Raw genomic sequence first — 13,606 nt, 5'->3', positions numbered from 1 at the left:
GTTCCACAATATCTCTTAAATAGCGCTATAGCAATTTACATATAAACCTATTACAATTGGGTTACGCTACTAAAAATGATAGAAAGAGGGTTGATCATTATGACAACCAAACGCAAACCACCGACACTCCATCACAACAGTAAACAGGAAGTGAATAAAAAGGCGGTTTTATGGGTTGGTCTTAGTCTAGCTTTGATCATCATAGTCATGATCGTTTTACTTATTGTAAACGGTTAAAGCCAGCGGTATGTTTTGCGGGGGTTCGTCTGATCATGCCTATGCTGTGCTTGATAACGTTCTGTTGGAACCAGCAAGCCATCAGGCAAGGCCCCCTTCACTATCTTCACTTTTGTCCCCATAGGAATAAGATCAAATAACTCCTCTACATCTTCTTTCGACATACGGACACACCCATTGGATTCATCCCGTCCAATACTATCAGGTTCATTCGTTCCGTGAATAGCATACCTACTATCAGATAACTGCATGCCACGGCTACCAAATTCACCATTAGATTTACCATTCGGATTTACCACTTTATCTGTAATAACGAATTCAGCTATTGGCGTTTTGGATCCACCTAATCCCACTTTATAATTACGTAACATGATGTTACCACTAACGACAGCCAATCGATGGTTTTGTACATCAACAATGACTTCTAGTGGTTCTTTGAAATAGACATCATTCCCTATCGCGCTCGCCAATGGTGTAATTTCATTTCCCTTCGTAGTCCCCGAAGGTGACGAAGGCTGTGCTTTCGATAATTCACTAGCATACGCTGCATTAAGTTCACCAAAGTGACTCCTCATAACTTCTGTAGATCCAGATAACCAATTCCGAGGGAAAGGTTGTACCAATTCACTCAGACTTATAGGAGGTCGCCCTTCTTGTAGTGCGAAAGATCGGATAGCCTTCGAGAGGACTAGAAGATCCTCCTGTTTTTTTATCCACAGACGTCCAGCAGCTTTGACCTTCGAATCCTCAGATGGTTCACATTCGCATTCAGCCGGATCATAGGATTGATACGTCACTGTTTTATCTTCATTTCTGTTTAATGTATACGCAATAGGCATACTACTTTTCCATAAGAGCCACTGATTTTGTTTTTCCATACCTAGAACAACAAGGTTGACAGGTATTGTTGCAGGACGAGACAACATATGAGATAAAATACGTTCCCTTTCTTGTAAGGAACCTACAGCTCGCGCAGTAAATAATGGAGTCGCAACAACATCAGAATTCAGCGTTGCTTTCTTATCGACCTTTATCTCTGATTGTTCCTCTACTTCACTTGTTACATCTTGATCCACAGTAGCTATAGGTTGATGGCCTGGAGCATTTAATGTTGTAGGTATAAAGATTAACAGCATCATCATAAGAGCCAGTAAAAAGATACGAGCTTTATTCGAACGTCGTTCTTGATCACGTGTTAGCTGTAATAATCTATATTGATATTCTTCCCACAAATCATCTGGAACCTTACTATGTTCGAAAGCTTCGTATACTTCACTAGATTGGTTAAAGCAGTAATTTGCTTTACCTTCTTCACCATTTTTTTCGTATTCCTTACCCAATAAATACCATCCCATTTTATTATCAGGATGCATCTGTACATATTTTTTGAGGTATAACGAATCTTTCATCTGGACCTCCAAAAACTTATTTTAATTATTATATCGGCACATTAGTCAAAAAAAAATAGGCACCTCCCTCACAGATGGTCCGTGTGGAAAATGCCTATCAAACCAATTTATTGGATTCATTCATTCTAAACTAGCTAATTAACCCTCTTTATTAAAAGGAACGTCTGCAATTTTAATGGAATCTGTTGGGCATCCATCACATGCATCATCGAGATCATCATATAACTCTTCTGGAATTTCTGTATCACCATGATTAGCATCATCCTTATAGATGACTTCAGCAATACCCTCATCATCATAATCGTAAATATCTGGCGCTGTTGCACCACATGCTCCACATGCAATGCATGTATCCTTCTCTACCCATGTATATTTAGCCATAATTTCCTCTTCCTCCTGTGTACCCATTCATTACTGACTGTGAGTCCAATATCATTTAGCCATAATATTAAACCAAAAAATATGAATTTTCAATTCATTTTCGACATATTTGCTAAATGTTCAAACAATTTTGCTAAATGTTCAAACAATTATACTGAATTTCCATCCTCTTTATCCCTGAAATCCATTTGTAATGATGTACCTCTAACTTTATGATTTCTAAGTAATACAGATGGGTCATCTCCTAACATACCCGCCGTCAGGACAGCATTCTCGCCAAATTTATTACGTAATAGATCCATTGCTTTGGTTAATGATTCTTTCTTAGGTTGTTGTTCATAATTAAACAGATCTAATTGAATGGCTGATTCTTCTTTTGGCGTAAGTTGTTGCAACGTAACACCCAATAATCGAACGGGCTTATCCCAGCTCCAGTGTTCATTATATAATTTACATGCTTCCGTATAAATATCCTCTGTGTTTTCTGTTGGAGCACTCAACGTATGTGTTCGAGTAATCGTCTTCATATCTGGTGTACGAATCGTGATCTGTACCCCCCCAGCGACTAACTGCTTACGCCGAAGCCTACGGGCAACCTGATCACTCAGATTGAGAAGAACACGGTTCACATCTTCTTTCAGATAGATATCCGAAGGAAGTGTTGTAGTATGTCCTATGGACTTGCTCTGTTCACGAATCTCCAATACAGGAGAGTGATCTATTCCATTCGCTGCCTGCTTCATCCATACACCAAGCACACCGAAGGCCTGTTTTAGTAAGTTTTCTTCACTTTTAGCTAATTGCCCTATCGTATGAATATTTAATTTACGCAATTTATCTGCCGTTCTACCACCAATGCCAAACAATTGATCACATGGCTTATCCCACAGCACTTTAGGAACGTCTCGAATGCGCAGTATAGTAAGACCGTTAGGTTTATTCATATCTGAAGCCATCTTCGCAAGAAGTTTATTCGGAGCGATCCCGATAGAACAAGGAAGAGCGAGCTCCTCATAAATTTTCTTCTGAATGATTGTAGCAATCTCCTCAGGTGTACCAAATTGTTTGGAACCTGTAATATCTAAATAACATTCATCAATAGATGTCGCTTCCATACAAGGTGTGTATCCATAAGCTATCTCCATAAAAGCATTTGAGTATTTACGATATATATCGAAATTAGGTGATATCATTATAAGAGTAGGGCATTTCTTCAAGGCTTGATTCACAAGCATTCCTGTGGAAATACCAAGACGTCTTGCAGCATATGAACACGTCACGATGATTCCTTTGCGGAGTTCAACACTTCCAGCTACAGCGGTTGGTTTACCACGGTATTTATTAGGTTCTTCCGCTTCATGTACTGAGCAGTAGAATGCATTCATATCAACATGAAGGATAACCCTGCCTTTAGCCGGATAATATTCATCAAGGTTTCTCACACTAAAATCCTTTCTTCATCTATTATATAAATGAACTTAATGTCAGCATACCCCCCCGTTAAACTACAGGTCAAGGGATCATGCTAAGACAAAATATTGAATTCTTTGTTACATTCCAGCATAGAAGTGATATAATGTTGAACTATAAAAATCACGTTAGGGAAAGACTTCCAAGGAGGATACCATGTCTACATCTATTTCTATATTTGATACAACTTTACGAGATGGCACCCAAGGTGAAGGAGTCAGTTTATCAGCTGATGATAAATTAAAAATCGCCAAAAAACTAGACGATTTGGGTGTTGAATATATTGAAGGTGGTATTCCAGGAAGCAACAACAAGGATATCGAATTTTTTAAAAGAGTTCAAGATCTAGGCCTTAACGCAAAAATAACAGCATTCGGAAACACAAGACGTAAAAATACAGAAGCAGCGCAAGATCGGAATTTACAATCTATTATTGATTCTGGCGCACAAGCTGCAACCCTCGTAGGTAAGTCATGGGATTTCCATGTTCATACCGCACTGCAGACAACATTGGAAGAAAATCTAGCTATGATCTACGATTCCATTGCTTATCTAAAACAAAATGGACTTGAAGTCGTATTTGATTCAGAACATTTCTTCGATGGATTTAAGAATAATCCGGAGTATGCCATTGCGGTTCTCAAGAAAGCGCAGGATGCGGGCGCCAATTGGTTGACGATGTGTGATACGAACGGAGGAACTTTACCACATGAGATTCATGATATCGTTTCCTCAGTAGTCTCACAAATCCCACAAGCGAAATTGAGTATTCATACACACAATGACTGTGAACTTGCTGTTGCCAATACACTAAGTGCTATTCAAGCAGGAGCGCGTCAAGTTCAAGGTACGATTAATGGGTATGGTGAGCGCTGTGGAAATGCCAATCTATGTTCGATTATCCCTACTCTTCAGCTAAAGATGGGATACGACTGTATCGAACCCACTTCATTATCTCAACTATCTAACACTGCTCGATTTGTAAGTGAAATTGCTAATGTTCACATGCCTGTGAACCAACCCTACGTAGGCAATGCAGCATTTGCACACAAGGGAGGCATTCATGTCTCGGCAATACTTAGAGATTCACGCACCTATGAGCATATTTCACCAGAACTTGTTGGTAACAAACAACGGATCCTTGTATCCGAATTAGCTGGTCAGAGTAATATTCTATCTAAAGCACAGGGAATGGGCTTAGAATTCGATCCAAGTAACGAGCAATCCCGTAAGGTCATTGATAAGATAAAAGATCTAGAACATCAAGGCTATCAATTCGAAGCAGCGGATGCTTCATTGGAGTTACTTCTGCGTGAAGCTAATGGACAGATATCTGAACTATTCAGCTTCGAATCATTCAAGATGCTTGTTGAGAAAAGTGCAGGTAAACCTGTTGTATCTGAAGCTTTTGTTAAATTAAACATTGATGGTCAGAGCGTCTATACCGCTGCAGAGGGAAATGGACCCGTCAATGCACTTGATAATGCGCTACGTAAGGCTCTTGTGCAATCCTTTCCAATCCTCAAAGAAATGCACCTTTCTGACTATAAAGTTCGCGTCTTAGATGAGAAAGATGCCACAGCAGCTAAAGTACGTGTCCTTATCGAATCCAAAAATGTGAATAGTACATGGAATACCGTTGGAGTGTCAGGCAATGTCATTGAAGCCAGTTGGGAAGCGTTAGTCGATAGTATTCGCTATGCCCTCTTAGGTCAAAGTCCACAAAATGCAACAGAAATGGACAACAACGGGCAACATGGCCTTGTTAATCATTAACTGTTACGAAATGTTCTAATGTTTTCATAAAAAGCACGGTAGCCAGGTGGCTACCGTGCTTTTTAGCAACAGTTATGATTGAATTAGCTTTTTCACCTTTTTCTCTAAATCTTTCTCAGATACGATACCAAGAATAATCTCTTGAATAACGCCGTGCTTATCAATCAATACATTCGTAGGAAATACTGCCCCTTTGTATTGATCAAATACCGTTGATTCTAAATCCAGCATCACTGGAAAATCGATATGATATTTATCTACGAATTTTTCAGCATTCTTCTTATTATCATACTTGGTAACATTTACTCCAAGTATGGTAAGTTCTTTTTGATACGTATCCGCCAGTTTAATTAATTCAGGAGCTTCTTCCTGACAAGGGTCACACCACGAAGCCCAGAAGTTCACAATAACAGCTTTCTCTTGCTCGCCACCTACATGATACTTCTCCCCATCCAATCCTTCTAAGGAGAACGGAGGAGCTAACAATCCCGCTTGTGGACCTGTCTCCGTAGGAAGAGGTCGATCCATCTGAAATACAGCTTGAATCCTCGAACTTGAACCTGTATTCTGAAAAATAGCGATCGCTATCAGAATTAATGCAGCGATGACAATATAACCATTACGTTTCATGACATATCGTTTCCTTTACGTTAAGTTGTTACCTATTATTCTACCCTCTTTCTTCAAGAACTTACAATTGATTCATACTATCCATAAACAAGTCTAACCGGCTTCGCCGTTCTTTAGCCGCAAAGCAACGTTTAGCGTTGAAATATAAGCTTAAATTATATATAAAAAGGACTTCTGCGAGAACGCAGAAGCCAAAGAAGAGAGAGGGGTAAATCAAAATGACCAAACTTCCAGTAAATGATGAAATGTTTATTGATGCTGCCGTAGCTCGGGAGCTTACAGCGCACACACTTCTTCAGCTACCACGAGAAGCTTGCGGGGTCTTACTGGGTACTGCTACAGCGGGCGGCATACGAATTGAGCAATTTCAACCCATCCGTAACGTAGCGCCAGACCCGCTGCACGCATTCACTTTCCATCCAGAAGAATGGATTCCGATCTGTCTGAAATCTGAAAAGTTAATAGGAATTGTACATTCCCATCCCCATTCACTTCCCATCCCTTCTCAAGATGATTTAACCCATCTACATGCGTATGGACATTTATTGGATGTATATTTGATCTGTTCACCTATTCAAGATGGCACATCTATTAACATCCAGGCCTATCGTATCGTTCATCCTACCTATCACTCTAATACAGAAACAACGCAAATCTATGGTCTCACACCCACCCAGTTAACACTGACTTAAGTAAGCATATAGATCTCCCAGGGTGTCTACCCTGCGCTTCGAAAGATCCTCCATATAAGATTGCCAGAGCTTGGCTGTCATCAATGCATCCTCTAAAGCATGATGTCTTCCTTTAATGGGAATATCATGATCCATTAGTAATTCATCGAGACCATATCCTCCTCGCTGCGGTTCAAGCCAGCGAGCGATCATCATCGTGTCAATCACACGATGGCCTAAGTTTACCTTTGACGTCTTCCACAAAGCCGCATTCAAGAATGCCTTGTCGTGAGCGCTACCGTGAGCGATGAGCACTCTTCCCCCGACAAAAAACATAAAGTCATGCAGACCATTCATTAGTGTTGGAGCGCCATCTGTCATCTCCTGTGTGATTCCTGTTAATTCAGTAATAGATTCCGGAACAAGCTTACGGCAATTCACCAATGAGTAGAACTGTTCTTCTTCTATAATCTCTTCACCCACCATTCTAACAGCACCGAAAGATAAAATTTCATCCCCGTGTTGATGAGCGAAACCTGTCGTTTCAAGATCGAATACAACGGTTTCGAGTTTAGATAAAGGAACACTAAGAACCTCAGGTCTACGTTGTTCTCTCATTAATGAACGAATAAATGCCATATGTTGAGCGGTAGGGGCTCCCATTACAGACGCTATAGCAGAAGGTATACCTCCCTGCCGAAACGTGCTCCATAATCCATTGTTACCCCGTACCGGCTCCTTCATGTATTTCTCCTTTCCGCGTAACGCAACTGACGTTGTAGTGCTCTATGTGTCCTTTTAACTACACCTAAGCATTCACGAAGTTCTTGCATTAGCGGTTTTTTCTTGAGCTCTTTCTCTGATAAATAGTTACTGCTGATGTACAGTCCATCTGATACTATAAATGGCGTACTCACCCTTCGTTTCACAGATATTTCAAAAGCCATTTGACAGCTTTCTAGCAACACATTGTCAGAGTCCAAAGATAATAACTTTTCTAATCTTTTTTTAGTGGAGGTTTCTCTCACACCAAATTGCAAAGCCATGAACCTCACGAAATTTACTAATGGGATATACAGCCCGTATTTAATATCAAAACCACCAGCATGCTCACCAAAACGTTCAGTCACCACTTGTCCTAGTACGTTTAATGTTGCCTTGTGCCTGACCGTATTCCGTAATATAGCATCATGAAGGTTAGGAACGTTCTTGAACCCGCGATAGAAAACTTCTTTCAACCCATCAGCTAAGCTCTGATCTCCAGCAATGTGACGCATATCCGCAGCAATAATTAGATAACGAATAGGTTCCCAACTCAGATCATTTTGCCAATTTGTTAAAGTCTCTTCCCATTCTTTCAAGGATTTCCTCCAAAGTGGTTCCGAGCACATGACCTTTCCCTTACATTTGTCATATCCTAAATACGCTAATTGATCACATAAAAGGTTAGAAAACAATTCAAAATATTGATCTTTATAGTCGTGTGACTCATCACTCAGAACAAGACCATTATCTTGATCACTCCACATGGTAGATTCCATGCGTCCTGCACTACCGAATACGATAAAAGAATAAACAACGGGAGGCAGACCATGTCCGCCCTCCATCATCTCTTTCTCACAAAGGTTCAATGCTCTAATTGTAATTAGATCATGCATCTGATTAATAAGTAACAACCACTCCGAGACCGGCATGATAGTCCTCAACTGTTGAAGATGACTCTGGTATGCGATACGTTGTTCCTTTAATTGGTCCCACGAGCTCGCATCTGTAATCCCTGTAAAATCTAAATTGGGATCCATTGAAGTCAGCGATTTCATGTTGTACGCCCCTCTCCTCCGAGCATTCTGATCTGTATTTCAACCAGAATATCAGGACATGATTTCCATTTAGTTCACAGGGGGAGTCGATTTATTCAGACGGGATAAAGCTTCAGCATCTGTAAGCAATTTCATTTGCTCTGGATATCCATAAGTTCCATGCTCACTAATATCTAGACCCATCATTTCTTCTTCTTCTGTAACACGAATTCCCATCGTAGCTTTCATAACTCCAAGAATAATAGCTGAGATCACTAATACAAATGCGAAGGTACCTGCAACACCTAACGCTTGAACTCCTAATTGGTGAAGACCACCACCATAGAACAATCCCGCTTGACCTACACCCGTCGATTCAGCCAATTCTGCTGTTGCGAATAATCCTGTTGAAATAGCTCCCCAGATCCCTGCAATACCATGAACAGATACAGCGTAGATCGGATCATCTAGACCAGCACGTTCTAACCATTGACCTGCTAAGAATGCTATCGTACCCGCAACTGCACCAATGAGAACTGCAGCCCAAGGTTCAACGAAAGCACAAGAACCTGTTATAGCTACCAATGCAGCAAGTACACCATTTAGCATACTTGGAATATCACCCTTACCAAATACCAACCATGAGATTGCAAGTGCCGCGAGTGCTCCTCCAGCAGCTGCAATATTAGTGTTAAGGGATACGTATCCGAAGAAATCGCCTAACCCTGATAACCCACTACCTGGATTAAATCCAAACCAACCAATCCAGAGAATAATAACACCCAGTACAGTATATACCTGGTTATGTCCTGGAATAACATTTGGTTTACCTTCTTTATTATATTTTCCTAGACGTGGTTTCAATAAGAATGTTGCTACAAGAGCCGCTGTTGCACCTGTCAAATGAACTACAGTTGATCCGGCATAGTCTTGCATACCCATTGTTCCAAGCCATCCTCCACCCCATACCCAGTGAGCTACGACTGGATATATGACAAGCATGAACAATGTACCAAAGATAATATAAACACTCAGCTTAGCACGTTCCGCCATACCACCTGAGGCAATAGCTAATGCGATCGCTGCAAAAGATAATTGAAATAGGAACTTAACGGTTAAAGATACATCCGAGAAAGCGAGGGAATCGAATGAACTAGCCATATCTTCTCCACTTAAGAAAAAGCCTGTTGTACCAATAATTCCATTACCATTACCAAACCCTAGACCGAATCCAACGGCCCAGAAAACAATAACGGAAATTCCTAAAGTTAATATTGTTTTACCTGCAACGTGACCGGCATTCTTCATTCGAACTGATCCAGCTTCTAAAAGTACAAATCCAGCTTGCATGAAGAACACAAGCATAACCGCTAGAAAAACGAAGACCGAATTAATTCCCGCTTGTAATTGTGCATTCGTTGCACCGTCATCTGCAAAAGCACTCAAAGGAAAAGCCAACAGCGCAAGCATTCCAAAAGCAATCCCCAACATTCTCTTTTTCATGATTCCCACTCCCTCTAATGTATTTATATGTTATATATGCTTACACAGGATGAAACTCTTATTGCCATTATAAGCAAAACGGGTTATTTTTGACAAGACTTTTTTTAAAATATTTATCATCTAACAATTCATGTTATGTATTGTCTTGATTCAACTTACATTAGAGAGCATAACGTTTGACTGTATGGTTATCCATCAGGTATCATAATTTAATGGATATGATGAGAGTTTCAATCATACTTTATATTAAACGGGGTGATTCACATTGGGGATATGATATTGTACCGGATCGGAGAGTTAGCAAAGGTAGCCGGCGTTAGCCAAAGAACAATCGACTACTATACTAAATTAGGATTAATTACTCCTGAAAGTCGAACAGAGAAAAATTATCGCCTTTATAGCTTTGAAACCTCTGCGCGTTTAATGCGTATTAATCAATTAAAACAAGAGAAGTATACTTTGGAAGAAATAAAGGAAAAACTCGACAAATGGAACACGATCACCGAGGAAGCTCAGGTATCGGACAAACTAACCCATCTAGAACAGTGTATGCTGCAGTTAGAGAAAGAGGTTAAGGAACTCAGTCCTTTCATTGAACAAATGAAGCCTGTGCAAGCTAAACGCATGCTGACACAGCTGCTCCCTTCGGGAGCAGCTTGCATAGAAGCATTGAAGCTCTTATTGGATCACGGACCATTGATGTGAATCCTTCAGAACAATTCGAGGTATAACTATTAATAGGAGGTCAAGTAAATGAATTCTAATTCCATGTTTATTCTCATCATTATTGCGTTTATTTTCTCACTATGGGCGCAATTTCGAGTTAAAGGTACATTTAATAAATGGGCAAAGGTAGAGAATCATAACGGTCTTACAGGATATGAAGCTGCTCGACGCATGCTCGATGCAAACGGTCTACAAGATATACCGATCGAACCTGTAAGAGGTTCACTAACCGATCATTATGACCCTATCCACAAAGTCGTACGCTTATCCGAACCGGTGTATTACGAGAACACTATCTCAGCTGTCTCAGTAGCCTGCCATGAGATCGGCCATGCCATTCAACACAAAGAAAGTTATCCCATGTTAGTCTTGAGACATCGGATGTTCCCTGTCGTGAATTTCGCTTCAGGATTAGCACCATTCTTACTCATTGCAGGAATTATTTTTTCTTACACCAATCTAATTGGTCTAGGGATCATTTTCTTCTCCGCTGCTGTTGCCTTCCAAGTTGTTACTTTGCCTGTTGAATTCAATGCCAGCAGTCGCGCTCGTAACATTATGGTAGAACAAGGCTACATTACGAACGATGAAGAACGTGGTGTTGCCAAAGTATTAAATGCCGCTGCTTTAACTTATGTGGCCGCTGCTTTAATCTCTCTTCTTGAGTTAATTCGATATATCATGATGTTCACTAGTAGTCGCGATTAATAGTTACAACAAAAGAAACCCCGATCGGTTAAGAACCGAACGGGGTTTTGTTATTTGTAGTTATAAGTTCGAAATAATGAAGTAAGAAATTACGAAATGCCTGAGCAACTAAAGGGAGCTTGTCATCTGATCTATGAATTAATCCAATCGTACGTGTGACTCTAGGTTCACTTATTTTAACTCGTGCAGGTTGTAGTGGATTACTTTGAAAGAAAGCCATTCCTGGCAAAAGACTAACACCCATCCCCGCTGCAACAAGCCCACGAATGGTATCTGTTTCCTCCCCCTCAAATGCTATCTGAGGTGTAAATCCAGCTTCAAGACAAGCTTGCCAAACAATGGGACGTAAAGAATAGCCCTTACTAAACAAAATGAATTTATCATCTTTCAATTGATCCAATGTTATAGACTCTTCTTGAGCCAGTGGATGGTTGAGAGGTAGAATAGCGTACATCTCTTCAGTTAGGACCACATCTCCCTCTACCTGATCATGACCTTCAGGAAATGGAGATATGAATGCAAGGTCCACTTCAGCAGATATAACGTCCTTTATCAGTGATGGATACATTCCTTGTTTGAATCGAAATTTCACATTAGGATAACGTTTTTTAAATTCTGACACCACCGATGGGATCAGATGAATACCTAGACTGTGTGGAAAACCAATGCGGATCTCCCCTCGCTCAGGATCCAGGAATTCATGGACCTCAGCAACAGCCTTATCTAAATCCTTCATCAGACTCTCAACACGTTTGCAGAATAAATGACCAACAGGAGTTAATTGCAGATTTCTTCCCTTTTGCATAAACAAATCTACGCCTAGCTCCTGTTCCAATTGATGGATCTGCCTACTCACAGCAGACTGAGCTACATGAAGTTCCTCGGCTGCTTGAGTTACATGCTCTTTCTGTGCAACTTTCATGAAATAGTGCAACTGTCTCAGTTCCACGCGGGTGATCTCTCCATTCTAGAATGTATGATCTTGATCTTTAGTTATCGTCGTCGTAATTTAAGCAATCTGATAATAAGTCCATATATGAAGAAACCTCCAACTAGACCGCCAAGATGTGCCATCCAGTTGATACTTGCAACAACGAATGAAAATACAACTCCAAACATAAGCATAGCATACAATGTCTTGCGTGAGGCCTCATCCATAATTTTTCGTTGAAACAATGCAATGTACAAGAAAGCACCGTACACCCCATAAATAGCCCCTGAGGCTCCTACAGATATAAACAACTCACCTATTTGAGTGAAGTAAGCAGATGATAGAACATTTGCTATAATGCCACTCAACATATACAACACAGCATATCTCCACCAACCCAGTAGTCGTTCAAGAGGTGGCGCAAATACTAATAAAGCAAAGCAATTAAACAACAGATGCTCAAACCCATTGTGAAGAAACATTGAGGTCACAAACCTCCAGCTTTCTCCTTCATATACCAACGCACCAAACTTATACAGCGTCTCTCGATTGGTAGATCCGCCATTGAAAGTTAAAACGAAGAACATAATAATGTTAGCCAACAACAATAGCGATGTTACAGGGTAATACTTCAAATAACTTTTCCAGTTTTCATATCGGATAAATATCATAGTACCCTTCCTTTACTCTATACTAACAACATAAGCATTGGTAATGCTATTCCAAAAAGACTATAATTACTTTGACAGTCTTTACTTAATTCAAAATATCAAGGAGGAAAATCACATTGGCACAAGAACGTACTGGTATTGCAACTTTTAAGAGTAACCCTATTACATTGGTTGGACCTAAATTAAAAGCAGGTGATTCCGCTCCTGACTTCACAGTTAGTAAGAATCTTCTTGAAGATGTTTCACTTAAAGATTATGCAGGAAAAATCAAACTTATCAGTGTTGTTCCTTCTCTAGACACAGGAGTATGTGATGCACAGACTCATCGTTTCAATGAAGAAGCTGACAAATTAGGTGACGACGTTATCATCCTTACGATCAGTATGGACCTTCCATTCGCACAAGATCGTTGGTGCGGTGCAGCAGGTGTAGAACGCATTGTAACACTATCTGACCATAAGTCAGCTTCATTTGGAGAAGCTTATGGTGTACTAATCAAAGAATTCCGTCTTGATATGCGCTCGATCTTTGTAATCGACAAAAACGATAAGATCACTTATGTTGAATATCTTGCTGAAATGACTGAACATCCAAATTATGAAGCTGCTGTAGCAGCTGTTAAATCATTGCTGTAATTTACGTTTTAAAAAAGCGGGAGAAAGAGACTATCTTTCTCCCGCTTTTTTCTTCATAT

At 40.2% G+C, this 13,606-nt stretch carries 15 protein-coding genes; 6 read left to right on the top strand and 9 right to left on the bottom strand.

The features are described 5' to 3' along the window. The first annotated feature begins 99 nt into the window (after positions 1-99). Complete coding sequence (locus AC1D69_RS07610; protein WP_495455534.1) at positions 100-237, top strand: hypothetical protein; 138 nt, start codon at positions 100-102, stop codon at positions 235-237. Here the strand turns inward: AC1D69_RS07610 and AC1D69_RS07605 are convergent. The 3 genes from AC1D69_RS07605 to AC1D69_RS07595 all read right to left on the bottom strand — a co-directional run bounded on the left by AC1D69_RS07605 (position 234) and on the right by AC1D69_RS07595 (position 3,469). Next, a complete protein-coding gene (locus tag AC1D69_RS07605; protein WP_495455533.1) occupies positions 234-1,646 on the bottom strand; it encodes a L,D-transpeptidase in 1,413 nt (470 codons plus the stop codon). The two genes, AC1D69_RS07610 and AC1D69_RS07605, sit on opposite strands and share 4 nt — an antisense overlap. A gap of 138 nt (positions 1,647-1,784) precedes the next feature. Next, positions 1,785-2,027, bottom strand: a complete 243-nt coding sequence (locus tag AC1D69_RS07600) for a ferredoxin (protein WP_495455532.1) — start codon at positions 2,025-2,027, stop codon at positions 1,785-1,787. 149 nt (positions 2,028-2,176) lie between these two features. After that, complete coding sequence (locus tag AC1D69_RS07595; protein WP_495455531.1) at positions 2,177-3,469, bottom strand: DNA polymerase IV; 1,293 nt, start codon at positions 3,467-3,469, stop codon at positions 2,177-2,179. Positions 3,470-3,653: 184 nt separating this feature from the next. On the opposite strand from AC1D69_RS07595, the gene cimA reads away from it, so the two are divergent. Then, complete coding sequence (gene cimA, locus AC1D69_RS07590; RefSeq protein WP_495455530.1) at positions 3,654-5,273, top strand: citramalate synthase; 1,620 nt, start codon at positions 3,654-3,656, stop codon at positions 5,271-5,273. Positions 5,274-5,345: 72 nt separating this feature from the next. Here the strand turns inward: cimA and AC1D69_RS07585 are convergent, their stop codons facing one another. Beyond that, positions 5,346-5,903 (bottom strand): TlpA family protein disulfide reductase, encoded by a 558-nt coding sequence (locus AC1D69_RS07585; protein WP_495455529.1) that lies wholly within the window; start codon positions 5,901-5,903, stop codon positions 5,346-5,348. Between the two features lie 218 nt (positions 5,904-6,121). Here AC1D69_RS07585 and AC1D69_RS07580 point away from each other — a divergent pair, with 218 nt between their 5' ends. Further along, positions 6,122-6,595 carry a M67 family metallopeptidase gene (locus AC1D69_RS07580; protein WP_495455528.1) on the top strand — a complete coding sequence of 158 codons (474 nt, stop codon included), beginning with the start codon at positions 6,122-6,124 and terminating at the stop codon, positions 6,593-6,595. Here the strand turns inward: AC1D69_RS07580 and AC1D69_RS07575 are convergent. The 3 genes from AC1D69_RS07575 to AC1D69_RS07565 form a co-directional block, all read right to left on the bottom strand. After that, positions 6,581-7,318, bottom strand: a complete 738-nt coding sequence (locus AC1D69_RS07575) for an exonuclease domain-containing protein (protein WP_495455527.1) — start codon at positions 7,316-7,318, stop codon at positions 6,581-6,583. The genes AC1D69_RS07580 and AC1D69_RS07575 overlap by 15 nt on opposite strands. Further along, a complete protein-coding gene (locus tag AC1D69_RS07570) occupies positions 7,315-8,394 on the bottom strand; it encodes a DUF294 nucleotidyltransferase-like domain-containing protein (protein ID WP_495455526.1) in 1,080 nt (359 codons plus the stop codon). The genes AC1D69_RS07575 and AC1D69_RS07570 overlap by 4 nt, the downstream gene beginning before the upstream one ends. Before the next feature lie 69 nt (positions 8,395-8,463). Next, positions 8,464-9,876 (bottom strand): ammonium transporter, encoded by a 1,413-nt coding sequence (locus AC1D69_RS07565; protein WP_495455525.1) that lies wholly within the window; start codon positions 9,874-9,876, stop codon positions 8,464-8,466. A 273-nt stretch (positions 9,877-10,149) separates the two neighbouring features. Between AC1D69_RS07565 and AC1D69_RS07560 the strand changes: the two genes are divergently transcribed. Then, entirely contained in the window at positions 10,150-10,581 is a 432-nt protein-coding gene (locus tag AC1D69_RS07560; protein WP_495455524.1) for a MerR family transcriptional regulator, read from the top strand. Positions 10,582-10,629: 48 nt separating this feature from the next. Then, positions 10,630-11,310 carry a zinc metallopeptidase gene (locus AC1D69_RS07555; protein WP_495455523.1) on the top strand — a complete coding sequence of 227 codons (681 nt, stop codon included), beginning with the start codon at positions 10,630-10,632 and terminating at the stop codon, positions 11,308-11,310. 28 nt (positions 11,311-11,338) lie between these two features. On the opposite strand, the gene gltC is transcribed toward AC1D69_RS07555, so the two are convergent. Both gltC and AC1D69_RS07545 read right to left on the bottom strand, forming a co-directional pair. After that, positions 11,339-12,259 carry a glutamate biosynthesis transcriptional regulator GltC gene (gene gltC, locus AC1D69_RS07550; protein WP_495455522.1) on the bottom strand — a complete coding sequence of 307 codons (921 nt, stop codon included), beginning with the start codon at positions 12,257-12,259 and terminating at the stop codon, positions 11,339-11,341. Positions 12,260-12,303: 44 nt separating this feature from the next. Then, positions 12,304-12,912, bottom strand: coding sequence for a rhomboid family intramembrane serine protease (locus AC1D69_RS07545; protein WP_495455521.1), 609 nt, complete (start codon positions 12,910-12,912; stop codon positions 12,304-12,306). A 116-nt stretch (positions 12,913-13,028) separates the two neighbouring features. On the opposite strand from AC1D69_RS07545, the gene tpx reads away from it, so the two are divergent. Next, positions 13,029-13,547, top strand: coding sequence for a thiol peroxidase (gene tpx, locus AC1D69_RS07540; RefSeq protein WP_495455520.1), 519 nt, complete (start codon positions 13,029-13,031; stop codon positions 13,545-13,547). Positions 13,548-13,606 lie beyond the last annotated feature (59 nt).

The organism is Paenibacillus sp. Y301 (assembly GCF_059445505.1).
The sequence above is the reverse complement of the archived record's forward strand: the minus strand, read 5'-3'. Positions and strand labels throughout refer to the sequence as shown.